Below are 22,960 nucleotides of genomic sequence, written 5' to 3'. Positions count from 1 at the left end.
CTGCGTCAGCGCAGGAAGGCCGCGGCGACGCCGGCGTCGACGGGGACGTGCAGGCCGGTGGTGTGGGAGAGGTCGCCGCCGGTGAGCACGAACACCGCGGCGGCGACGTGCTCGGGCAGCACCTCCCGCTTGAGCAGCGTGCGCTGCGCGTAGAACTCGCCGAGCTTCTCCTCCGGCACGCCGTAGACCGCGGCGCGCTGCGCGCCCCAGCCGCCCGCGAAGATCCCCGACCCGCGCACGACGCCGTCCGGGTTGACGCCGTTGACCTTGATGCCGTGCTCGCCGAGCTCGGCGGCGAGCAGCCGGACCTGGTGGGCCTGGTCGGCCTTGGCCGCCCCGTACGCCACGTTGTTGGGGCCGGCGAAGACCCCGTTCTTGCTGGCGATGTAGACGACGTCGCCGCCCATGCCCTGCGCGATCATCGCGCGCGCGGCCGTGCGGGCGACGAGGAACGAGCCCTTGGCCATGACGTCGTGCTGGAGGTCCCAGTCGGCCTCGGTGGTCTCCAGCAGCGGCTTCGAGATCGACAGCCCGGCGTTGTTCACCACGAGGTCGACCCCGCCGAACGCCAGCGCGGCCGCGTCGACGGCAGCGGCCACCGCGTCGGCGGAGGTGACGTCGGCCGTGACCGGCACCGCGACGTCGGTGGTGCCGAGCTCGGCGGCCACGGTGGCCGCGGACCCGGCGTCCCGGTCGGCGACCACGACGCACGCGCCCTCTGCCGCGAGTCGGACCGCGATGGCCCGGCCGATGCCGGAACCCGCCCCCGTCACGAACGCCACCCGGCCGGCGAGCGGCTTCGGCTTCGGCCGCCGCGCGAGCTTGGCCTCTTCGAGGGCCCAGTACTCGATGCGGAACTTCTCCGCCTCCGGGATGGGCGCGTAGGTGGAGACGGCCTCGGCTCCGCGCATCACGTTGATCGCGTTGACGTAGAACTCGCCCGCCACGCGGGCGGTCTGCTTGTCGGCGCCGAAGCTGAACATGCCGACGCCGGGCACGAGCACGATCGCGGGGTCGGCACCGCGCATCGCCGGGCTGTCGGGCGTGGCGTGCCGCTCGTAGTAGGCGCGGTAGTCCTCGCGGTAGGCGGCGTGCAGCTCGCGCAGCCGCGCGATCGCCTCGTCGAGCGGTGCCGACGGCGGCAGGTCCAGCACCAGCGGCCGGACCTTCGTGCGCAGGAAGTGGTCGGGGCAGGACGTCCCGAGCGCGGCGAGAGGCTCCAGCTTCTCGCGCGCGAGGAAGTCGAGCACCGCGGCGCTGTCGGTGAAGTGGCCGACCTGGCGGCGGTCGGTGGAGGCGAGCCCGCGGACCACCGGGGCCAGCGCGGCCGCCCGCGCCCGGCGCTCGGCGTCGGGCAGCGGCGCGTACCCGGGCCGGACGGCGCCGAACGGCTCCGCGGCCCCGCGCTCGTCGATGTAGCGGGTGGCGGTGGCAATGATGTCGAGGGAGTTGGCCTCGCACTCCTCGCTGGTGGCACCCCATGCCGTGATGCCGTGCCCGCCGAGGATCACCCCGACCGCCTGCGGGTTGGCCCGCTTGACCGCGGCGATGTCGAGCCCGAGCTGGAAGCCCGGGCGCCGCCACGGCACCCACACGACCCGGTCGCCGAAGATCTCCTTCGTGAGCGCCTCGCCGTCGGCGGCGGTGGCGATCGCGATGCCGGCGTCGGGGTGCAGGTGGTCGACGTGGTCGGCGTCGACGAGGCCGTGCATCGCCGTGTCGATCGACGGCGCCGCGCCGCCCTTGCCGTGGGCGCAGTAGTCGAACGCGGCGACCATCTCGTCCTCGCGCTCGACGCCGGGGTAGACGTCGACGAGCGCGCGCAGCCGGTCCAGGCGCAGCACCGAGAGTCCCGGCTCGGTGAGGGTGCCGAGGTCTCCCCCCGAGCCCTTGACCCACATGAGGTCGACGGGCCGGCCGGTCACCGGGTCGTCGGCGGTGCCCTTGGCGGAGGTGTTGCCACCCGCGTAGTTGGTGGTGGTCGGGTCTGCGCCCAGCCGGTTGCTCCGAGCGAGGAGCGCCTGGACGGTGGGGTGAGTCATGGTCCCTTCCGGGGTCGACGGGGTTGCAGCAAAGCCACTTTCATGCAACCTGGTTGCCGCAAAGTGGCTTTGCTGCAACCAGGCAGGGCTATGCGCCCCAGCCCGCCTGCCGGCCGCCGACCCGGTCCCGCTCGATCTGCTGCTGGTAGCCGGAGCGGTGGTAGGCGGCGATCGGGTCGGGGTCGAGGCCGGACTCCTCGCGCAGCTGCGCGAGCAGCGGCCGGACGTCGGTGTTGTAGGCGTCCATCAGCACGGCGTTGGCCGCGAGCACGTCACCCGAGCGCTGGGCAGCGGCGAGCGCGTCGGCGTCCACGAGCAGGGCCTTCGCGGTGGCCTCCTGCACGTTCATCACAGAGCGGATGATCGCCGGGATCTTCGTCTCGATGTTGTGGCACTGGTCGAGCATGTACGCGATCCCCAGCGCCGGATCGAGCGCGCCGCCCTGCACGATCTCGTGCAGGATCCGGAAGAGCTGGAACGGGTCGGCCGCGCCCACCATCAGGTCGTCGTCGGCGTAGAAGCGCGAGTTGAAGTCGAACGCGCCGAGCTTCCCGGCCCGCAGCAGGAACGCCACGATGAACTCGATGTTCGTGCCCGGGGCGTGGTGGCCGGTGTCGATGCAGACCTGCGCACGGGGGCCCAGTTCGAGGCAGTGCGCGAACGCCGTACCCCAGTCCGGCACGTCGGTGGTGTAGAACGCCGGCTCGAAGAGCTTGTACTCCAGGATGAGCCGCTGGCTCTCGCCCAGCCGGTCGTAGGTCTCCCGTAGAGCCTCGGTGAGCCGGTCCTGCCGGGCCCGGATGCTGTCCTGGCCCGGGTAGTTGGTGCCGTCGGAGAACCACAGCTTGAGGTCGCGCGAGCCCGTGGCGTCCATGATGTCGACGCACTCGAGCAGGTGGTCGATCGCCTTGCGCCGCACCCGCGGGTCGGGGTTGGTGACGCTGCCGAGCTTGTAGTCGTCGTCCTGGAAGACGTTGGCGTTGATCGTGCCGAGCGCGACCCCCTGGTCGGTGGCGTACGCGGCCAGTGCGCCGTAGTCGTCCACGCGGTCCCACGGGATGTGCAGCGCGACGCTGGGTGCGGCGCCGGTGAGGCGGTGCACCACGGCGGCGTCCGCGATCTTCTCCTCGGGCGAGCGCGGCACGCCGGGCTGCGCGAAGACCTTGAACCGGGTGCCGGAGTTGGCGTAGCCCCAGGACGGGGTCTCGATCCGGAGCTGCGCCAGCCCCTGCTTCACCCCGTCCGCGACGGCGGGACGGCTGGCGGTGCTGGTCATGGTGTGGTCTCCGATCCGGAACGGCGCGCAGGGGTGGGCGCGGGGTTGCCGTGGTGGGCGAGCTGGTCCTCGAGGTGGAAGATCTCGTCGAGCAGGAGGAAGCCCTCGTCCGGGCCGCGGCCGTCGAGCCCGGTGAAGAACTGCTGCATCTCGGCCTGCCACCGCGCGTTCACCTCGGTGGCCGCCATCGCCTGCTGGGCGGCGGCGAGGTCGTCGGCCTCGACGTAACCGATGAGCAGCCCGTCGGACCGCAGGTGCAGCGAGTAGTTGCGCCAGCCGGTGTCGCGCAGCGCGACGAGCATGTCCGGCCACACCGCCCGGTGGCGCTCCCGGTACTCGTCCAGCCGCTCGGGCCGGACCTGGAGCTGGAAGCAGTAGCGCGGCACCGGGCGGTCCTCCTCGTGGCCGGGATGCGGGAGTCAGAAGTTGAACTGGTCGATGTTCTGGGCGTTGAACACCGTGGGCGGGCCGAGGACGATCTCGCCGTCGGCGCCGATCGTGTACTTGCCGAGCTTGCCCGCGGTGAACGTCTCGCCCTGCTTGCCGGTGATCTGTCCCGAGGCGAGAGCGGCCCCGGCGTAGCCCGCGAGGTAGCCGATGTCGGCGGGGTTCCAGAGCGCGAACTGCGACACGGTGCCGTCCTTGACGAACTCCCGCATCTGGTTGGGCGTGCCCAGCCCGGTGACCGCGACCTTGCCCTTGTAGCTGGAGCTGGAGACGTACCGCGCGGTCGCGGCGATGCCGACCGTGGTGGGCGAGACGATCGCCTTCAGGTTCGGGTAGGTCTGCAGCAGGCCCTGGGCCTCCTGGAACGACTTCTGGTCGTCGTCGTTGCCGTACACGGTGGCCACCAGCTTCATGCCGGCGTTCTCGGGCTTCTTGAGCTCCTCCTGCACCACCGCGATCCAGGCGTTCTGGTTGGTCGCGTTCGGGGTGGCGGACAGGATCGCGATGTCGCCCTGACCGCCGGTGAGGTCGTGGGTCATCTTCACGAGCGTCTCGCCGATGCCCTGCGTGGTGGCCTGGTTGACGAAGACGTCGCGGCACTGCTTCGCGGCGTCGGAGTCGAACGCGACGACCTTGATGCCGGCGTCGCGGGCCTGGTTGAGCGACGGGCACACCGCATTCGGGTCGTTGGCGGCGATGCCGATGACGTCCTGCTGCTGCTGGATGAGCGTGTTGATGTAGCTGACCTGCGACGACGCGCTCGCGTCGTTGGGGCCGACGAGCTTGTAGTCGCCCTTGAGCTCCGTGACGGCCGTCTGGCCGCCGCCCGCCTCGATGTCGGAGTACGGGTTGTTCAGCTGCTTGGGCAGGAAGGCGATCTTGAGTCCCTCGCGGATCGGCGCGTCCGGGTTGGCCGTGGCCGCCGCGGCGCCGGTGGAGCCGCCGGTGTCACCGGCGGACGAGTCGCGGGTGGTGCCGCCGCAGGCCGAGAGGCCGACGGCGAGCACGAGCCCGACCGCGACAGGGGCGAGCCTGCGGACGGAGCCCGGTCTGGTGGAGCGCAGGGACATGGGGGTTTCCCTTTCAGGAGGACCGGACGGCCGGCGTCGGTGACGGTGCGGGGTCGGGATTCGGGGAGGCGGGCGGCGGCGGGTCGGGCCGCCGGCGCCGCCGCAGAGCGGCGTGGCTGTTGCTCGCCAGGTTCGGCGCGAGTACGGAGACGATGAGCAGCAGACCGGTGACGACGCTGAGTGCCTCGTTGGAGACGTCGGCCAGGCGCAACGCGTTCTGCAGCGAGGTGAGCAGGAGCGCACCGGCGATGACCCCCCAGAGGGTGCCCCGGCCGCCGAAGATCGAGACCCCGCCGAGCAGCACCGCCGCGACGACGGCCAGCTCGAGGCCGGTGCCGTTGTCGGCGCGGGCGCTGGAGTAGCGCAGCGTCCACAGCACGCCCGCGAGCGCCGCGACGGCTCCGCTGACGACGTAGAGCCAGAACTTGACGCGCGTGACGCGGGTGCCGGAGAACCGGGCGGCCTCGGCGTTGGCGCCGATGGCGAACAGCGACCGGCCGAACGGGGTCACGTGCAGCACGACCGCGAAGACGAGCCCGAGGACGACGAGCGGGATGAGCAGCAGCGGGATGCCCGTGTCGCCGATGCGGCCGGTGACCAGGTCGGTGTAGCTCTCGGGGAACTCGGCCACGGCGCGGTCGCCGAGCACGACGAACGCGAGGCCGCGGTAGAGCGCCAGGGTGCCGATCGTGACCGCCAGCGACGGCAGCCCGAACACGGTGACGAAGGTGCCGTTGACTGCACCGAGCACGGCGCCGAGGAGCACGCAGACCGGGATGATCGTCTCGATCGGGAGGCCGCCCTCCCACATAGCGCCCATCACGGCGCTGGCGAGCCCGAGCGTGCTCGCCACCGAGAGGTCGATCTCCCCGGTGACGATGATCAGGGTCATCGGCAGGGCCATCAGGGCGATCGGTGCGAGGTCGAGCACCAGGAAGGAGAAGTTGCGGCTCGACGCGAAGTTGTCGACCGTGAACGACGCGATGATCACGAACAGGATCAGCACGCCGATGATCGCGGCGTCCCAGGACGTGAGCCTGCCGAGCAGGCGCCGGGGGGACAGGTCAGGAGACGACATGGGATTCCCTTCGGCGCAGCGAGGCGGCGATGCGGGCGGCCACCACCCGGTCGGTGCCGATGGCGAGCAGGATCAGCGCCCCGACGATGGCCTGCTGCCAGAACTGGTCGATGCCGAGCACGGGTAGCGCGCTGCCGATGGTGGTGAGCAGGAGCGCGCCGATCGCGGCGCCCCAGATCGTGCCGCTGCCCCCGAAGACGGCGACCCCACCGACCACGACGGCGGCGACGACGTTGAGCTCCATGCCGGTGCCCGCGGAGGCGTCGATCGTGCCGAACCGGGCGGCGAACAGCACCCCGGCGAGTCCGGCGAGCGCGCCGCTCACCACGAACGCGGCCAGGGTGCGGCGCCCGACCGGGATCCCGGCCAGCCGCGCGGCCTCGGGGTTGGAGCCCATCGCGTAGAGCTCCCGCCCGCTGCGGTAGGTGCGCAGGTAGAGCCCGGCCACGAGCACCACGACGAGCGCGATGATGATGAGCCACGGCACCCCGAGCCCTCCCGCGGTGCCGAAGGCCAGGAACCCGGGCGGCAGCTTGTCGGCGTTGATCTGCTGCCCGCCCGCCCAGAAGAAGCCGATCCCGCGGTAGACGTAGAGCGTGCCGAGCGTGACGACCAGCGCGGGGACGTTCCCGAATCGCACGAGCACGCCGTTGACGAGGCCGCAGACCGCCCCGAAGGCCAACCCGACCAGCAGCGCGACCACCACCGGCACGCCGGGAGCCGCCTGTAGCAGCGACCCCACCGCGAACGCGGAGAGCCCGAGCACGGAGCCGACCGAGAGGTCGATGTTGCGGGTGATCACGACGACGGCCTGCCCGACGGCGAGCACGACGATGATCGCCGCGGCCAGCACGAGGTCGCGGATGCTCTGCCCGGAGAGGAACCGGGGGTTGACCACGGCCGTGACCACCACGAGCGCGGCGAGCGCGAGGACGATGCCGAGCTCGCGGGCCCGCAGGATGAGCCCGACGCGCGACTCTGCGGCCTTGTCCTGCTCGACGGACGACGCCGGACCGGTGGACGTGGGTGGTGCGGTGGTCATGCCGCGGCCCCCTGCCCGGTGGCCGCGAACATGACGGTCTGCTCGGTGGCCTCCGCGCGCGGCAGCTCGGCCACCAGCTCGCCCTCGCGCATCACGAGCACGCGGTCGGCCATGCCGAGCACCTCGGGCAGCTCGGAGGACACCATCACGATGGCGACGCCGTCGGCGGCGAGGTCCGACAGCAGCCGGTGCACCTCGGCCTTGGTGCCGACGTCGATGCCGCGGGTGGGCTCGTCGACGATCAGCACGCGCGGCTGCGTGGAGAGCCACTTGGCCAGCACGACCTTCTGCTGGTTGCCGCCGGAGAGCCGGCCGACGGGGTCGGTCAGGTGGGAGTACTTCGTCTGCAGGCGCGCCGCCCAGTCGCGGGCGAAGCGCCGCTCCGCTCCCCCGACGAGCAGACCGAGCTTCGCGAGGCTGCCCAGGCGGGTGGAGGTGATGTTGCGCTCGATCGAGGCGTCGAGGACGAGGCCCTGCTGCCTGCGGTCCTCCGGCACGAGCGCGACGCCGGCGCGCATGGCCGCGGCGGGCGACCCGCCGCGCAGCGACTTCCCGTCGACCCGCACCTCGCCGGAGTCCCGCGGGTCCACGCCGAACACGGCCTGCACCACCTCCGAGCGCCCGGCCCCGACCAGGCCGGCGAGCGCGACGATCTCGCCGGCGCGCACCTGGAACGACACGTCGGCGAAGACCCCGGCGCGGGTGAGGCCCTCCACCTCGAGCACGACGCCGCCCGGGACGACGTCGTGCTTGGGGAAGAGGGTGTCCAGCGGCCTGCCGACCATCCGGCGCACCATCTCGTCCACGGTCAGCTCGTCGATCGGGTCGGTGGAGACGTGGGCCCCGTCGCGCATGATCGTGACCCGCTGGCACAGGGCCGTGATCTCCTCGAAGCGGTGGGAGATGAACAGCAGCGCCGCACCGCCCGCGCGCAGCGACTCGGCCACGGCGAACAGGCGCTTCACCTCCACGCCGGTGAGCGCGGCGGTCGGCTCGTCCATCACGATCACGCGGGCGTCGAGCGAGAGTGCCTTGGCGATCTCGACGATCTGCTGGTCGGCGATGGAGAGGCCGCGGGCGGGCCGGTCGGGGTCGATGGCCACCCCCAGCTGGGTGAAGTGGGCGGCGGCGCGGGCGTTCATCGCGCGGCGGTCGATCCGGCGCCCCGAGCGCAGCGGCTGGCGGCCCATGAAGATGTTCTCGGCCACCGACAGGTCCGGGAAGAGCGTCGGCTCCTGGTAGATCACCGCGATGCCGGCGGCCAGCGCGTCGGCGGGCGAGTGCAGCTCCACCGGCTGCCCGTCGAGCTCGATGGTTCCCGTGTCGGGGCGGTGCAGCCCGGCGAGCATCTTGACGATCGTCGACTTGCCTGCGCCGTTCTCACCCACCAGCGCGTGCACCTCGCCGCCGTACAGGGGGAAGGACACGTCCCGGACGGCGGACACGGCGCCGAAGGACTTCGCCACCGAGCGCACCGCGAGCAGTGGCCTGCCCGGCTCTGGGCTCGCCATGCGGCCCCCTCCAACGTCGTTGGTGAAACGTTTCAAAACGTGAGCCGGGCGACCGTACGACCGTCGACAAGAGGGTGTCAAGACCGAACCGCCAGTACAAGCGGCTGTTCGCATCCGGCCGGTTCTCCTCACCCGTCCGGCTTGCGGACCACCCGACTGACCCCGGCCTGCCGCACTTGTACGTTTCAGAAGCGCACGGCATGCTGCGCGCAGCAAGGTCGAGGATCGGAGCTGACAACGTGGTGGCGGGATCGAGCACGCCCAGCATGAAGGACGTGGCGGCCCACGCCCGCGTCTCGCTGGGCACGGTCTCCAACGTGCTGAACCGGCCGGAGCTGGTGAGCGAGCGCACCCGCAAGCGCGTGCTCGCGTCCATCGCCGAGCTGGGCTTCGTGCGCAACGAGTCGGCGCGCCAGCTGCGGGGCGGGGGCAGCCGCACGCTGGCCTACGTCGTGCTCGACGCCACCAACCCGTTCTTCACCGACGTCGCACGCGGGGTGCAGGAGGCCGCCGACGCCGCCGGGCTCGCGCTCTTCCTGTGCAACAGCGGCGAGGACCGCGAGCGCCAGGCCGCCTACCTCGACCTGCTCGAACAGCAACGCGTCGAGGGCGTGCTCATCACCCCGGTCGACGCCGCCGACCCGCGGATCGGCGCGCTGGCCGCACGCGGCACCCCGGTCGTGGTCGTGGACCGCGCCGCAGGCCCCGGGCACTGCTCGGTCACCGTGGACGACCTGCTCGGCGGCGACCTCGCGGTCACCCACCTGCTCGACAGCGGCCACCGCCGGATCGCCTTCGTCGGCGGCCCACGCACGATCGGGCAGGTGCGCGACCGCATCACCGGGGCCGAACGGGCGGTCGCCCGCGCCGGCACCGGGGAGCTGACCGTGCTGGAGACCGCCCGGCTCGACGTCGCCCAGGGCCGCCGCGCCGGGGAACGGATCGCCGGGCTCCCCGCCGCGCGCCGCCCCACGGCGGCGTTCTGTGCCAACGACCTGCTCGCGCTCGGGCTGCTGCAGCAGATGGTGCGGCTCGGCCTGCGGGTGCCCGAGGACCTCGCGATCGTCGGCTACGACGACATCGAGTTCGCCGAGGCCGCCGCGGTTCCCCTGACGTCGGTGGCGCAGCCGCGCCACCGGCTCGGACGGACCGCAGCCGAGCTGCTCCTCGCCGAGGCCCGCAGCCCGGACGGACACGAGCACCAGCAGGTGGTGTTCGCTCCGGAGCTGGTGGTGCGGGCGTCCACCGGGCTCGGGCCCCTGCGATCGAGCACTGTGGCCTGAGGTGGAGTAGGGAGAGCGCATGAGGATCGCCCTGTTCGTGACGTGCCTGGCTGACGCCCTGTACCCGCAGGTCGGCCGGGCCACGGTCACGCTGCTCGAGCGGTTGGGCCACGAGGTCGTCTTCCCCGCGGCGCAGACCTGCTGCGGGCAGATGCACGTCAACACCGGCTACCAGCGCGAGGCGCTGCCGCTGGTGCGCCACCACGTGGAGGTGTTCGAGCCCTACGACGTGATCGTCGCGCCGTCCGGCTCGTGCGTCGGCTCCGTGCGCCATCAGCACGCGATGGTCGCCCGCGGGGGCGGTGACGGCGCGCTGGCCGAACGGGCGGAGCGGGTGGGTGCGCGCACCTACGAGCTGTCGGAGCTGCTGGTGGACGTGCTCGGTGTGGAGGACGTCGGCGCCTACTACCCGCACCGCGTCACCTACCACCCCACCTGCCACTCCCTGCGCATGCTGCGGGTGGGCGACAAGCCGCTGCGGCTCCTGCGCCACGTGCGGGGCATGACGCTGCTGGAGCTGCCCGAGGCCGAGCAGTGCTGCGGCTTCGGCGGCACGTTCGCGATCAAGAACGCCGACACGTCCACCGCCATGCTCGCCGACAAGATGCGCAACGTCCTGGACACCGGCGCCGAGGTCACCACGGCGGGCGACGCGTCGTGCCTCATGCACATCGGCGGCGGGCTGTCGCGGCTGCGCAGCGGGACGCGCACGGTCCACCTCGCCGAGATCCTGGCCGGCACGGAGGTCGGAGCCACCACTGAGCTCGCGAGCGAGACGCTGGCACCGCGCCAGCTCGACGCACCGGCCGAGCACACCGTGGGTGAGCGATGACGACGAACCTGGGCATGCCGGCCGTCGCCCCGCCCGGGGTCGGCCACCTGCGGGGCACGCAGTCGTTCCCGGACGCCGCCCGCGGCGCGCTGGCCGACTCCCAGCTGCGGCGCAACCTCGGGCACGCCACCCGCGTCATCCGCACCAAGCGCGCGTCGGTCGTGGCGGAGCTTCCCGACTGGGAGCAGCTGCGGCTGGCGGGCGAGGCACTCAAGACCGCCACCATGGCGCGTCTCGACGAGCACCTCGAGCGCCTGGAACGGGAGGTCACGGCCCGCGGCGGCGTGGTGCACTGGGCCCGCGACGCCAACGACGCCAACGCCATCGTCACCCGGCTGGTGCAGGAGACGGGCGAGACCGAGGTCGTCAAGGTCAAGTCGATGGCCACCCAGGAGATCGGGCTCAACGAGGCGCTCGAGGCCGCCGGGATCGCCGCGCACGAGACCGACCTCGCCGAGCTGATCGTCCAGCTCGGGCACGACCAGCCCAGCCACATCCTGGTGCCGGCGATCCACCGCAACCGCGCGGAGATCCGGGAGATCTTCCTGCGCGAGATGCCCGGCGTCGACCCGGCGCTGACCTCCGAACCGCGCCGGCTCGCGATGGCCGCGCGGGCGTTCCTGCGGGAGCGGTTCCTGCGCGCGAAGGTGGCGATCTCCGGGGCCAACTTCGGGGTGGCCGACACCGGCACGCTGCTCGTGGTGGAGTCCGAGGGCAACGGGCGGATGTGCCTCACGCTGCCGGAGACGCTGATCACGGTGATGGGCATCGAGAAGGTCGTGCCCACCTGGCAGGACCTCGAGGTGTTCCTGCAGCTGCTCCCCCGCAGCTCCACCGGCGAGCGGATGAACCCCTACACGTCCGCGTGGACCGGGGTGACCCCCGGAGACGGGCCGCAGACCTTCCACCTCGTCCTGCTCGACAACGGGCGCACCGCCACGCTGGCCGACGAGGTGGGCCGCGCCGCCCTGCACTGCATCCGGTGCTCGGCCTGCCTCAACGTGTGCCCGGTGTACGAGCGCACGGGCGGGCACGCGTACGGCTCGGTGTACCCCGGGCCCATCGGCGCGGTGCTCTCGCCGCAGCTCACGGGCGTGGAGGACAACGCGTCGCTGCCCTACGCGTCGAGCCTGTGCGGGGCCTGCTTCGACGCCTGCCCCGTGCGGATCGACATCCCCTCGCTGCTGGTGCGGCTGCGGGCCCAGCACGTCGACGCCCAGCGCGCCCGCTCGGTCCCGAGCGCGGAGGCCCTCTCGATGGCGGCCGCGTCGTGGCTGATGTCCTCGCCCGGACGGTTCGCCGCCGCCGAGAAGGCGTCCCGGCTCGGCCGCCTGCTCGGCCGGTCCGCCGGCCGGATCTCGACGCTCCCGCCACCCCTGTCCGCCTGGACGGGGAGCCGGGACGCCCCCCGTCCGCCGTCGGAGACCTTCCGCGAGTGGTGGGCCCGCGAGCGGGGCACGTCATGAGCGCCCGGGAGGACGTGCTGGCCCGCATCCGGGAGGCCAACCGCGGGGCGGGCGCCCCGCCGCCACCGGACGTCCCGCGCGACTACCACCGCAGCGGCGACCACCCGCCCGGCGCACCCGAGGTGCTGGCGCTGTTCCGCGACCGGCTCGTCGACTACAAGGCCACGGTGATCGACGCCCCCGCCGACGGCGTGCCGGCCGCGATCCGCGCCGCGCTGGCGCAGCTCACCGGGCCCGTCGTGGTGCCGCCCGGCCTGCCGGACGACTGGGTGCCCGGAGCCGTCGTCGACGGCGCCGACGGGGTGGGCACCCTCTCCCCCGCCGACCTCGACGCGTCCGCCGCCGTGGTCACCGCCTGCGCGGCGGCGTGCGCCACCACCGGCACGATCGCCCTGGACGGCTCCCCCGACCAGGGGCGCCGGGCGCTCACCCTCGTGCCCGACGTGTACGTCTGCGTGGTGCGTGCCGACCAGGTGGTGCACACCGTGCCGGAGCTGGTGGCGGCACTGCACCCACCGAGCCCGATCACGTTCATCAGCGGACCGTCGGCCACCAGCGACATCGAGTTGGAGCGCGTGGAGGGCGTGCACGGCCCCCGGACACTGATCGTGGTGCTCACGGACGGATCGTGAGATCGCGACGAGCCGCACGTCTCAGCCCCTCGAGGGGCGCCCCCGTACGGCTCGCGACGATCACCCGGATCCGGCGACGGGTCAGGCCACGGGCGCCGCGGCGGCCGCCACCAGGCGGTCGATCCGTTCTCGCCGCTCAGCGCTCACCAGCGGCGCGGGCATCCGCATGACCTCGGCGCCGATGCCCTGACGGGCCAGCGCGTACTTGATCGCCTCCGGGCTGCCGGCGAGCGTGGCGGCCACCTCGTCGGCCTCGGCCTGGGCCGTGCGCTCCGCCTCTGCGTCCCCACGGGCGACGGCGTCCGCGAGCGCGGCCAGCGGCGCCGGGAACGCGGAGGAGAGCCCCGAGACGACGCCCCGGCCCCCGGCCCGGACGGCCGCGGCGAGCGCGGAGTCGTGGCCGGTCCACAGCGGGGTGCCGGCCGGCAGCGCCGCCACGAACTCGGCCAGCAGGCCGGCTGCGGCGCCGCTCAGCTTCGCCCCGGCGAGCCCGGTCTCCGCGGACGTCCGCGCGAACTCCTCGGCGTCCGCCGCGACGCCGGTGCGGTCGGGGAACAGGTAGCCGTAGACCACGGCGTCCCCGGCGGCAGCGGTGATCGCGGCGAAGTGCCGCGTGACCGCGTCGGTGTCGACGGCCAGGTAGTACGGCGTGATCGCCACGAGGCGGGTCGCCCCGAGCGCGACGGCGTCGCGGGCGAGCGTGACCGCGTCCCGGGTGGCGGCCGCTCCGATGTGGGCCACCACGCGGTCCGGGCCGAAGATCTCGAGCGCGAGGCCGACGAGGTCACGGCGCTCGGCGCGGTGCAGGGCCGGGAACTCGCCGGTCGTGCCGGCGACGAAGACGCCGTCCACTCGACCCACCAACCCGGTGAGCAAGGCGCGGTTGGCCGCGGTGTCGATCTCACCTGACTCGTCGACGAGCGTGGGGACCGCGGCCAGCACGTCGGCGCGGGGAGTGTGAGCGGGCATGCCGCGACTGTAATCGGGAGGCGCTCCCCGGTGGCGCTACGACGGCCCGCCGGAACGGGCCGGGGCCGGCCAGGTGAGGTACCGGTAGTTCGCAGGCCGCAGCCGCATCGCATGCAGCACGATCACGGGGTCCCCCGGCGCCACCACCACCTCGATCAGGTCGCGGGCGTCCGTCAGGCCGATGTGCAGTTCGACCTCGCCCTGCACCACGGTGCGCAGCGGCGCGGCGAGTACCCGGCGGATGTCGTCGGCAGCCACCCCGTGCTTGCGGGCGCTACGGGTCAGTCGCACTCCCGGCATGCTACGAGGACGTCCTGTGGTTCACCGGGACCGGTCCCGCAGCACCGCGAGCAGCTCCTCCTCGACGGCGGCGAACTCCGACGAGGTGATCAGCCCGATGTCCCGGGGCCGGGGCAGGTCGACGGTCACCTCGCGCTGCACGCGGGTGGGACGCGGCCCGAGCACCACGACGCGGTCGGACAGGAACACCGCCTCCCGAATGTCGTGGGTGATCAGCAGGACCGTCCAGCCGTGGCGGCCGCGCACGCCGTCGAGCCAGGTCTGCATGTCCGTGCGGGTGAGCGAGTCCAGCGCCCCGAACGGCTCGTCGAGCAGCAGCACCGCGCGGTCCTGCACCACCGTGCGCAGCAGGGCCGCCCGCTGCCGCATGCCGCCCGACAGCTCGTACGGGTGGGCCGACTCGAACCCGTCCAGGCCGAACTCGGCGAACAGGGGCCGGGCCCGCTCCCGGGCGGCCCGCCGCGACATCCCGGCCACCTCCAGGCCCAGCGTCGTGTTGTCCAGCACGGTGCGCCACGGGAAGAGCAGGTCCTGCTGGGGCATGTACGCGAACGGCTCGACGCGCCCCGTCGCGTCGTCGCCGTCGACGAGCACGCGCCCGGAGTCGGGGCGCTCCAGGCCCGCGATCACGTTGAACAGCGTGGACTTGCCGCAGCCGCTCGGCCCGATCACGGAGACGAACTCGCCGGGCGCGACGTCGAAGGTGACCCCGTCGAGCACCGGCAGCCCGGGATAGACCTTGCGGAGGTCGTCGAGCAGCAGCTTGGTCTCGTGGCCCGGCTCAGGCACGGCGGCGCTCCTTCCCGTGCCAGGGGATCACCAGCCGCTGGACGAGGTAGGTGAGCACGAACAGCGTGACCGACAGCAGCGCCGTCACCACCACCGCGGCGAGCACCAGGTCGGTGCGGAAGGAGTTCTTCTGCAGGCTCATGAAGATCCCGAGCCCCGCCGTGGCGCCGACGTACTCGGCGAAGATCGCGCCGGTGACCGCGTAGGTGATGCCGATGCGCAACGCCGTGAAGAACGAGGGCATCGCCCCGGGCAGCCGCACGTAGCGGAACTGCTTCCACCGCGACGCGCCCATGCTGCGCAGCAGGTTGGTGGCCTGCCGGTCGGTGGCGGCGAACCCCTCGATCAGCCCGACGGCGATCGGGAAGAACGTGACGAGCGCGATCACCAGCACCTTGGGCAGCAGCCCGAAGCCGAACCAGATGATCAGCAGCGGCGCGATCGCGATGATCGGCAGGGTCTGCGACGCCACCAGCAGCGGGGTGAGGGCGCGGCGCAGCCACGGGGAGAAGTCCACGGCCACCGCCAGCGCCCAGCCCAGCGCCAGCGAGACCCCGAACCCGACGGCCGTGACCTGCAGCGTCGGCAGGGTGTTCGCCCAGAGCTGCTCGCGGAACGCCCAGCCCTGGGTGGCCACCCGCAGCGGCGAGGGCAGGATCTGCGGCCGGACGTCGGCCGCCGTGACGTACCACTGCCAGGCCACGAGCCCGAGCGCGACGAGCACGAGCGACGGCACGACCGCCGAGACCGTGCGCAGCCCGCCCGTCCGTCGCACGCTCATGCTTTCGCCAGGTACTGGTCGGTGAACCAGGTCGAGAAGTCGGGTCGCTGGGTGAGCGGCTTGCCGTCGGGCCCGGTCAGCGCGCCCGAGTCGAAGACCCACCCCGAGAAGCCCGCCCACTTGTCCAGCGTCTGCGTACCGACCTTGCCGGACGGGTCACGGAGGTACTGCTCGCTGAGCATCTGCTGGCTGCGCATCACGAGCTCCGGCTCGGTGAACACGCCGGGGTTGGCGTCCATCAGCAGCTGGGCGGCCTTGACCGGGTCGTCGGCGCCGAGCTGGTAGCCGCGCTGCGCCGCCTGCACGAACCTGGCGGCCAGGTCGGGATGGGCCTGCAGCCAGGGGCTGTTGCCGATCAGCAGCACGTTGTAGGCGTCGGGGAAGCCGTAGTCGGTGTAGGAGAAGGTCTTGAGCGGCTGGTTGTGCAGCTCGGCCTCGATGCCTTCCCACGCCATGAACGGCTCGGTGAAGTCGACCTGCCCGTTGTAGAGCGCCTCGTAGGCCGAGGTGCCGAGCACCACCGTGGTGAAGTCGCCCTTGCCGCCTGCGTCGCGGATGACGGCCTTCATCTTGGGCTCCTCGCCCGGCCCGCCGAACCCGCCGTAGGTCTTGCCGTCGAGGTCCTTCGGGGAGTTGATGTCGGTCCGGTCGGCCTTCACGGCGATCTTGGTGGCCCAGTGCTGCAGGATCGCCATCACCGACGTGATGTCCGCGCCCGCCGCCTTCGAGAAGGTGAACGAGTCCTGGAAGCTGATGCCGAAGTCGGCGGCGCCCGCCGACACGAGGGTGTCGGGCGAGGTGTTGTTGTACGGGAGGAACTGCACGTCCAGCCCGGCGTCGCGGAACCAGCCCTCCTGCTGCGCCACGTAGAGGCCGGTGTGGTTGGTGTTCGGCGTCCAGTCCAGCGCGACGCGGATCGTCTGGAGGCCTGCCGGGGTGGCCCCACCGCCACCCCCGGTGCCGGCGCATCCGGCCAGCAGGACCGCCAGCACCGCGAACAGGACGATGGCGGGCCGATACGGGCGTACGCCGCTCACGAGGGTTCCTCCCTACGCCGGTACTAACCGGGTCAGGTGCGAACGGTCGGCGGCCGATCCTGCCGCCCTCTCAGCCTCGGAACGCGGGCTCCCGCGGGTCGGGGCGAGGATACGGGGCCAGGGCGTCCGACGCAGCGCAGTGGGGTCTGCGTCACGTCCACGTCGTGATCCCGTATAGGCCCGTTCACGTAGTCCGCTGAGCAGCCGGACCGGACGGACCCGCGGACGGGCGTTGAGCACAGGGTCGAACGACACCGGCGCCCCGTCGGTGATCACCGACCGAGCACGAGCCGGCCGATCGCCCACCGGCGCCCGCGTCGAACAGCCGGATCGCCCCTTGCCGCGGTCGCCGCACGGTGTGGTCCTTCCCGCCCGCAGCCCGGCGAAACGGAAGTGATCCTGTCGGGCGCCTCTCGACACCGCCCGCCCGTCCACGTTGGGTGCAGGCATGGAGGTTTCCCCGGGAACGACGCGGGTGCCGGTCCCGGCGGGCACCGGCCGGGCCGTGCGGGTGAGCGCCGGCGAGCGGGTGCGGGTGGTCGACCCCGAAGGTGGGCAGGTCGGCGACGTCTTCGCGTTCACCGACACCGAGCACCACAGCGCGTCGCACACCCGGGCCGTCACGAGCAGGCTCTTCCCCGCCGTCGGCGAGCACTTCGTCACCCAGCGGCGGCGCCCGATCCTGACGCTGGTGGAGGACACCTCGCCCGGGCAGCACGACATGCTCATCGCCGCGTGCGACCCCGAGCGGTACGCGGCGCTCGGGGCCGCCGGACACCGCTCCTGCGCCGAGAACCTGCGGGAGGCCCTCGCGGCCGTCGGGCACGCCTACGCCGGACCGACCCCGCAACCGATCAACGTCTTCATGCGGATCCCGGTCGAGCCCGACGGGCAGCTGCGCTGGTTGGCCGCCCCCACGGCCCCGGGCGACTCGATCACCTTCGAGGCCGTGCTGGACTGCACCGTCGTCGTCTCCGCCTGCCCGCAGGACATCGTGGGGATCAACGCGGGCCCCCTGTCACCGCTGATGATCGAGGTCCTCCCCCACCCCGAGACCTGACCCACCCCGCGAGTCGCCCACTCCGCCCCCGCGAGTCGCCCGGTCCGCGTGCGCGAGTCGCCCGATCCGCGCGGGCCGGCGTGATCGCCGCGAACCGCACGTGACCGCCCTCCACGGGGCCATGACGTGCGACTCGTAGCGATCTCCCCCGGCCGACAGATCCATGATCGCCGCGAGATCCCCCCATCGGCCCTCCCCAGGGCGGAAACACGGATCTCGGACCGATCAACCCCCGCAGCCCGGTGACCATCTGCTGCCGTCCACCGACACGATCGTGCCGCCCAACTCCTCCGCAGTATGACGCGTAACACACATATCGCTCTCTGCGAGCAGGCTCTCACTGGAGGTGACATATGACGACTGCAATGTGGCTCATCCTGGCGGTAGGGGTGTTCGCCGGGATGTTCATCGGGCGCTGGTGGGCCGAGGTCAAGAGGGCCAACTACGACATGGACAAGACCTGGCAGGCCCGTCGCAACTACCGCGACGGCTGAGAACAACCCGACCGCCGAGAAGAACAACCGCTACCCCTGACGCCGTGCTCTGCTCCCCCCGGAAGCGCTCAGACGGTGCCGAGGATCGGTTCGAAGGCCAGCTCGGCCGCGCCGACCAGCTTCGCGTCGCGGCCGAGCGGGCTCGTCTCGATCCGGGTGCCGCCCACGGCACGGCTCACCAGGCTGCGCTCGTGCACCATCGTGCGCACCTCCGCCACCACGGCAGGCGGCAGCGCGGTGAACAGGTCTCCGAGCACCACCAGCTCCGGCGCCATCATGTTCACCACGGTGACGAGCCCGGTGGCGAGCCACTCGGCGAACTCGTCGAGCGGGCCGGGGAGCGGGACGGTGGCGAGCGACCGGAGCTCCGCCACCAGGACGCCACGGGGGGTGTCCTCGGCGAGCCCGAGAGCGCGGCACAGCGCCGCCTCCCCGACCTCCGTCTCCCAGCAGCCCCGGGACCCGCAGTAACAGGGTCGGCCCCCGGGCCGGACGACGAGGTGGCCGAGCTCGCCGACGTACCCGCGCGTGCCGCGCAGCGGCACCCCGGCGGAGATCACGCCGCCGCCCACGCCCTTGTCCGCCGAGATGTAGACGAGGTCGTCCACGTCGCGGGCGTCGCCGCGGACGTGCTCGGCGAGCGCTCCGAGCTCGGCGTCGTTCGCCACCTGCACCGGGACCTTCAGCACCGTGACCAGCCGGGCCCCGAGGGAGATGTCGCGCCAGCCCAGGTTGGGGGCCTCGTGCACGAACCCGTCGTCACGCCGGACCACACCCGGCACCGACACGCCCACGCCCAGCGCGGTCACCGCCAGCTCGTCGGCGAGCAGCTGCGCCGACTCCGCGACGTGGGTGATCACCTCGCCCGGTGTCCGGGTGCGGTGGTGCAGGTTCCAGCTGTGCCGGCCGAGCACCTGCCCGCCGATGCCGACCATCGACATCGCCACCTGCTCCACCCGGACGTCGACGGCGAGCACGACGGCCGCCTCCGGCTCGGGCAGCACCATCAGGGAGGGCCGCCCGGCCCCATTGCGCCGCGCGGGCAGCGCCTCGGTGACGACACCGCTCTCCGCGAGGCCGTCGACCACCGCCTTGATCGTGCTGCGGTTGAGCCCGAGCTCACTGGCGAGGGTGGCCCGCGTACACGGGCCGTCGACGTGCAGGCGTCGCAGCAGCGCTGCGCGGTTGTGCCGCCTGGCCTCGTCGGGCCGCGCACCCGCGGTGGCGGCGGACGGACCGCCGCCACCGTCGCCACCCCAGGTGCGACTCACCTGCCGGCGACCGCCGAGCGCCGCCGCGACAGCACGTCCACCCCCGCAGCCAGGAGCAGCACGATCCCGTTGACGAGGAAGACCACGGACGCGGGCTGCCCGAGCAGGCCCAGACCGTTGTTGACCATGGCCAGCACCGCACCACCGATCACGGCGTTGCTGATCCGGCCACGGCCGCCGAACAGCGACGTGCCACCGATGACGGCGCCACCGACCGCGAACAGCAGGGTGTTGCCCCCACCCGCGCTGGGCGACACCGACCCGACCTTCGACGAGTAGACGATGGCGCCGATCGCCGCGAACGCCGTGGAGATGACGAACACGGCGGCCCGGATGCGGACCACGTCGATACCGGCGCGGCGCGCGGCCTCCCGGTTGCCGCCGACGGCGTACACGTGCCGGCCGAAACGGGTGCGGTCGAGCACGTAGGTGCCGGCGACGAGGAGCACGAGCACGAGCGGCACCACGTAGGGCACGCCCGAGATCGGGAGCTGACCCGGGGAGCGGTTCACCGTGAGCAGGTAGGTCGCCACGGCGGCGAGCACCACCACGGCGATCGTCTTGATCAGCACCAGGCCCGTCGGCTGGGCGACGAGCCCGAGCTTGCGGCGGGAGACCTGGCGGTTGAGCATGACCGCCGCATAACCTCCGGCGGCGACGACGAACAGGATCCAGCTGCCGAGCGTGGAGAGGTTGCCGTTGGCCACGGCGGCGATCACGGGGTCGCGCAGACCCAGCGTGCCGCCGTCACCGATCAGCTGCAGGATCACGCCCTGCCAGGCGATGAACAGCGCCAACGTCACGACGAACGACGGCATGCCGACCTTCGCGACGAGGAAGCCGGTGAGGCAGCCGATCACCACCCCGACCAGGACGGCGAGCAGCATCTCGAGCCACGGGTTCGGGGGGAACCCGATGACCAGGAGCAGCAGCGCACCCGCGGAGGCGATCGCGCCGGCCCAGATCTTCAGCAGCACCGCCAGCACGATCGCGACGACGATGACCACCGCGAAGAGCAGGAACACGGGGGTGCCCATCGCACCGAGCAGGTTGCCGTTGCTCACCAGGTGCAGCGCCATGACCGAGGCGGTGAGGCCGGACGCGGTGCCTGCCGCGAGGTCGATCTCGCCGGTGAGCAGCACGAACACCAGGCCCATCGCGATGATGGTCTGCCCGGCGCCCTGCTGGAGCAGGTTGGCCAGGTTCAGCAGGCTCGGGAACGTGTCCGGCGCGAGCGCGGTGAAGAGGACGAACAGGGCCAGCAGGCCGAGCAGGGCAGGCAGGGCGCCGAGGTCACCGCTGCGCAGGCTCACCAGGTAGCCCCGGATCGCCTCACCCGTGGACTTCGCGGTGGTGTCGATGCCGAAGTCAGCCGCGCGTGACGAGGCCGGCGCCGCGCGCTCGGCCGCGCTCGTCGGCGGGGACTTCTGTTCCGTCTGGGCCTTCTCGGGGCCCTCGGTGGGTGCCGTCATCAGACCGTCACGCTTTCGGGTCGCTGCAGGCCGAGATCCCCGGAACGGCCCGCGGTGATCAGCTCGACGGCCTGCGTGTTGGTGATGTCCTTGGTGGGCACCTGGGCCACCATGCGGCCCAGGTACAGGGTGGCGATGCGGTCGGAGACCTCGAAGACGTCAGCCATGTTGTGGCTGATCAGCACGACGCCGAGGCCCTGCTCGGCGAGTCGCCTGATGAGGTCGAGCACCTGACGGGTCTGGGCGACGCCCAGCGCAGCCGTCGGCTCGTCGAGCAGCACCACCTTGGAGTCCCAGAGCACGGCCTTGGCGATGGCGACGGTCTGCCGCTGCCCACCGGACAGGGCCGCGACCGGCATCCGGACGGACGTCACGGTGCGCACGGACAGCGACGCGAGGGTCCGCCGGGCGGCCTGCTCCATGTCGGCCTCGTCGAGCAGCCACGACTTGCCGCGCTCCCGGCCGAGGAACATGTTCTGGACGATGTCGAGGTTGTCCGCCAGCGCGAGGTCCTGGTAGACGACCTCGATGCCGAGCTTCGCGGCGTCGGTGGGCGCGTTCAGCGTCACCGGGCTGCCGTTGAACACCACGTCGCCGCTGTCGATCGGATGGATCCCGGCGACACACTTCACGAGCGTCGACTTGCCGGCGCCGTTGTCGCCGACGAGTGCGGTGACCTCGCCGGCGCGGACGGTGAGGTCCACGTCGTGCAGCACCTGGACGGCGCCGAAGCTCTTGTTCACCCCGCGCAGCTGCAGGATCGGGTCAGTCATGCGGGCACCTCCGGTGCCCGTGCGCGGGTGCCGCCCCCCGGTGCCACTACCGGACGACGGCACCCGCGCACGAGGGTCGAGTGTTACTTGATACCGAGCTGGTCGCAGGCGGCCTGAGTGGCGGGCACGCAGATCTCCGACGCCTTGACGGCACCGGCGTCGACCACGGTCTTGACGTTGTCCTTGGTGATGAGCTGCGGCGTGAGCAGCACCGACTTGACGTCGCGGTTGCCCTTCGGGTCCTTCTCGGTCTGCGTCGCGATCGCGTCGGCGGCGGCCGTGTCGCCCTTCGCCAGTGCGGCGGCGAGCTTGGCGGTGGCCTCGGCCTCCTGGTCGATCGGCTTGTAGACCGTCATGTACTGGTCGCCGCGCAGGATGGCCTGCAGGCCGTCGGGGGTGGCGTCCTGGCCGGTCACCGGGACCTTGCCGTTGAGGCCGTACTTGGTGAGCACGGTGATGATCGCGCCCGCCAGGCCGTCGTTGGCGGCGACGACGCCGTCGACCTTGCCGCCGTTGCTCGTGAGGATCTGCTCGAACGTGGTGCCGCCCTGCTGGTTGTCCCAGTTGTCGATGGGCTGCGACTGCACCAGCTTGAGGGTGCCGTTGTCGTACAGCGGCTTGAGGATGTTCTCCTGGCCGTTGTGGAACAGGGTGGCGTTGTTGTCGGTGGGAGCGCCCTCGATCTCGATCACCTGGCCGCCCTGCTTACCGGTGAGCGCCTGGGCGAGACCCTGGCCCTGCAGCTCGCCGACCTTGGTGTTGTCGAACGAGACGTAGTAGTCGCTGGTGCCGCCGAGGTTGAGGCGGTCGTAGTCGATCACGGGGATGCCCTGGGCCTTGGCCTTCGCGGCGACGGCGGCCCCGGACTCACTGCTGATCGACGCGATGACCAGCACCTTGACCCCGCTGGAGATCATTCCGTCTGCGAGTGTCGAGAACTTCTGCTCGTCACCCTGCGCGTTCTGGATGTCGGCGTCGAGGCCCTGGGCCTGCATCGCCGCCGTGAGGAGCGGCTTGTCGAAGCCCTCCCAGCGGGCGGAGCTGGCCGTCTCGGGGAGGATCACCCCGACCTTGACCCCGCCGGCCGGAGCAGAGCTCGCGGACGGCGCGGACGGGGCGGCGGCGTTCTGACCGCACGCGGCGAGCGTGAGGGCGAGCCCCAGCCCCGCGGCCGCGATCGCGGCTCTCCTGATGCGCATTGATCGTCCTTCCACAGCGTCGGGGATCCCCGCGGGTGCGGGGGAATGTTGTGACGGACAACGTATGTCCCCCAACGGAGTGGCGCCAAGCACACTGGATCGTTCAAGTCGTCACTGTGAGGTCACGATTTCGTGA

Annotated in this window: 22 protein-coding genes; 6 read left to right on the top strand and 16 right to left on the bottom strand. The window is 72.3% G+C overall.

From position 1 onward, the window contains the following. Nucleotides 1-5: 5 nt before the first annotated feature. From ACQPZA_RS12155 to ACQPZA_RS12125, 7 genes are all read right to left on the bottom strand, one after another. On the bottom strand, nt 6-2,042 hold the full coding sequence (locus tag ACQPZA_RS12155) for a bifunctional aldolase/short-chain dehydrogenase (protein WP_433280570.1): 2,037 nt from the start codon (nt 2,040-2,042) through the stop codon (nt 6-8). 88 nt (nt 2,043-2,130) lie between these two features. Beyond that, complete coding sequence (gene rhaI, locus ACQPZA_RS12150) at nt 2,131-3,318, bottom strand: L-rhamnose isomerase (protein WP_433280569.1); 1,188 nt, start codon at nt 3,316-3,318, stop codon at nt 2,131-2,133. Continuing rightward, complete coding sequence (locus tag ACQPZA_RS12145) at nt 3,315-3,704, bottom strand: L-rhamnose mutarotase (RefSeq protein ID WP_433280567.1); 390 nt, start codon at nt 3,702-3,704, stop codon at nt 3,315-3,317. Before ACQPZA_RS12145 ends, rhaI begins: the two co-directional genes overlap by 4 nt. A 33-nt stretch (nt 3,705-3,737) precedes the next feature. Next, a complete protein-coding gene (gene rhaS, locus ACQPZA_RS12140) occupies nt 3,738-4,835 on the bottom strand; it encodes a rhamnose ABC transporter substrate-binding protein (protein WP_433280565.1) in 1,098 nt (365 codons plus the stop codon). Between the two features lie 13 nt (nt 4,836-4,848). After that, on the bottom strand, nt 4,849-5,913 hold the full coding sequence (locus tag ACQPZA_RS12135; RefSeq protein WP_433280563.1) for an ABC transporter permease: 1,065 nt from the start codon (nt 5,911-5,913) through the stop codon (nt 4,849-4,851). Continuing rightward, complete coding sequence (locus ACQPZA_RS12130) at nt 5,900-6,955, bottom strand: ABC transporter permease (protein WP_433280561.1); 1,056 nt, start codon at nt 6,953-6,955, stop codon at nt 5,900-5,902. The genes ACQPZA_RS12135 and ACQPZA_RS12130 overlap by 14 nt, the downstream gene beginning before the upstream one ends. Then, on the bottom strand, nt 6,952-8,466 hold the full coding sequence (locus ACQPZA_RS12125; protein WP_433280559.1) for a sugar ABC transporter ATP-binding protein: 1,515 nt from the start codon (nt 8,464-8,466) through the stop codon (nt 6,952-6,954). The genes ACQPZA_RS12130 and ACQPZA_RS12125 overlap by 4 nt, the downstream gene beginning before the upstream one ends. Nucleotides 8,467-8,732: 266 nt before the next feature. Here ACQPZA_RS12125 and ACQPZA_RS12120 point away from each other — a divergent pair, with 266 nt between their 5' ends. Genes ACQPZA_RS12120 through ACQPZA_RS12105 form a run of 4 tightly spaced genes read left to right on the top strand, consistent with a single transcriptional unit; the run spans nt 8,733 to nt 12,679 of the window. After that, on the top strand, nt 8,733-9,749 hold the full coding sequence (locus ACQPZA_RS12120) for a LacI family DNA-binding transcriptional regulator (protein WP_169398401.1): 1,017 nt from the start codon (nt 8,733-8,735) through the stop codon (nt 9,747-9,749). Nucleotides 9,750-9,768: 19 nt separating this feature from the next. Further along, nucleotides 9,769-10,581, top strand: coding sequence for a (Fe-S)-binding protein (locus ACQPZA_RS12115; protein ID WP_433280557.1), 813 nt, complete (start codon nt 9,769-9,771; stop codon nt 10,579-10,581). Then, entirely contained in the window at nt 10,578-12,047 is a 1,470-nt protein-coding gene (locus tag ACQPZA_RS12110) for a LutB/LldF family L-lactate oxidation iron-sulfur protein (RefSeq protein ID WP_433280555.1), read from the top strand. The genes ACQPZA_RS12115 and ACQPZA_RS12110 overlap by 4 nt, the downstream gene beginning before the upstream one ends. Continuing rightward, complete coding sequence (locus ACQPZA_RS12105) at nt 12,044-12,679, top strand: LutC/YkgG family protein (RefSeq protein ID WP_433280553.1); 636 nt, start codon at nt 12,044-12,046, stop codon at nt 12,677-12,679. The genes ACQPZA_RS12110 and ACQPZA_RS12105 overlap by 4 nt, the downstream gene beginning before the upstream one ends. 81 nt (nt 12,680-12,760) lie before the next feature. Here the strand turns inward: ACQPZA_RS12105 and ACQPZA_RS12100 are convergent, their stop codons facing one another. From ACQPZA_RS12100 to ACQPZA_RS12080, 5 genes are read right to left on the bottom strand one after another with little or no spacing between them, the layout of a single operon-like run. Continuing rightward, the gene (locus ACQPZA_RS12100) at nt 12,761-13,648 is read right to left on the bottom strand and encodes a dihydrodipicolinate synthase family protein (protein ID WP_433280551.1); all 888 of its coding nucleotides are present in this window, start codon (nt 13,646-13,648) and stop codon (nt 12,761-12,763) included. Between the two features lie 36 nt (nt 13,649-13,684). Then, nucleotides 13,685-13,939, bottom strand: a complete 255-nt coding sequence (locus tag ACQPZA_RS12095; RefSeq protein ID WP_433280549.1) for a hypothetical protein — start codon at nt 13,937-13,939, stop codon at nt 13,685-13,687. 30 nt (nt 13,940-13,969) lie between these two features. Beyond that, a complete protein-coding gene (locus ACQPZA_RS12090; protein WP_433280547.1) occupies nt 13,970-14,737 on the bottom strand; it encodes an ABC transporter ATP-binding protein in 768 nt (255 codons plus the stop codon). Continuing rightward, nucleotides 14,730-15,518 (bottom strand): ABC transporter permease, encoded by a 789-nt coding sequence (locus ACQPZA_RS12085; protein ID WP_169398394.1) that lies wholly within the window; start codon nt 15,516-15,518, stop codon nt 14,730-14,732. Before ACQPZA_RS12085 ends, ACQPZA_RS12090 begins: the two co-directional genes overlap by 8 nt. After that, nucleotides 15,515-16,555 carry an ABC transporter substrate-binding protein gene (locus ACQPZA_RS12080; protein WP_433280545.1) on the bottom strand — a complete coding sequence of 347 codons (1,041 nt, stop codon included), beginning with the start codon at nt 16,553-16,555 and terminating at the stop codon, nt 15,515-15,517. The genes ACQPZA_RS12085 and ACQPZA_RS12080 overlap by 4 nt, the downstream gene beginning before the upstream one ends. Before the next feature lie 448 nt (nt 16,556-17,003). On the opposite strand from ACQPZA_RS12080, the gene ACQPZA_RS12075 reads away from it, so the two are divergent. Both ACQPZA_RS12075 and ACQPZA_RS12070 read left to right on the top strand, forming a co-directional pair. Next, on the top strand, nt 17,004-17,615 hold the full coding sequence (locus ACQPZA_RS12075) for a DUF1989 domain-containing protein (RefSeq protein WP_433280543.1): 612 nt from the start codon (nt 17,004-17,006) through the stop codon (nt 17,613-17,615). Nucleotides 17,616-17,968: 353 nt separating this feature from the next. After that, entirely contained in the window at nt 17,969-18,109 is a 141-nt protein-coding gene (locus ACQPZA_RS12070) for a hypothetical protein (protein ID WP_169396424.1), read from the top strand. Between the two features lie 68 nt (nt 18,110-18,177). Here ACQPZA_RS12070 and ACQPZA_RS12065 read toward each other — a convergent pair whose 3' ends face one another. The 4 genes from ACQPZA_RS12065 to ACQPZA_RS12050 all read right to left on the bottom strand — a co-directional run bounded on the left by ACQPZA_RS12065 (nt 18,178) and on the right by ACQPZA_RS12050 (nt 22,824). Continuing rightward, entirely contained in the window at nt 18,178-19,380 is a 1,203-nt protein-coding gene (locus ACQPZA_RS12065) for an ROK family protein (protein WP_433280540.1), read from the bottom strand. Next, the gene (locus tag ACQPZA_RS12060) at nt 19,377-20,852 is read right to left on the bottom strand and encodes a sugar ABC transporter permease (protein WP_433280537.1); all 1,476 of its coding nucleotides are present in this window, start codon (nt 20,850-20,852) and stop codon (nt 19,377-19,379) included. Before ACQPZA_RS12060 ends, ACQPZA_RS12065 begins: the two co-directional genes overlap by 4 nt. Continuing rightward, nucleotides 20,852-21,625 carry an ATP-binding cassette domain-containing protein gene (locus tag ACQPZA_RS12055; protein ID WP_169396427.1) on the bottom strand — a complete coding sequence of 258 codons (774 nt, stop codon included), beginning with the start codon at nt 21,623-21,625 and terminating at the stop codon, nt 20,852-20,854. Before ACQPZA_RS12055 ends, ACQPZA_RS12060 begins: the two co-directional genes overlap by 1 nt. An 83-nt stretch (nt 21,626-21,708) precedes the next feature. Further along, a complete protein-coding gene (locus tag ACQPZA_RS12050) occupies nt 21,709-22,824 on the bottom strand; it encodes a sugar ABC transporter substrate-binding protein (RefSeq protein ID WP_169396428.1) in 1,116 nt (371 codons plus the stop codon). Nucleotides 22,825-22,960 lie beyond the last annotated feature (136 nt).

Source organism: Pseudonocardia xinjiangensis, from assembly GCF_050948425.1.
Taxonomy (GTDB): domain Bacteria; phylum Actinomycetota; class Actinomycetes; order Mycobacteriales; family Pseudonocardiaceae; genus Pseudonocardia; species Pseudonocardia xinjiangensis.
Note: the sequence above shows the minus strand (reverse complement) of the source record. Positions and strands in the feature narration are given on the sequence as shown.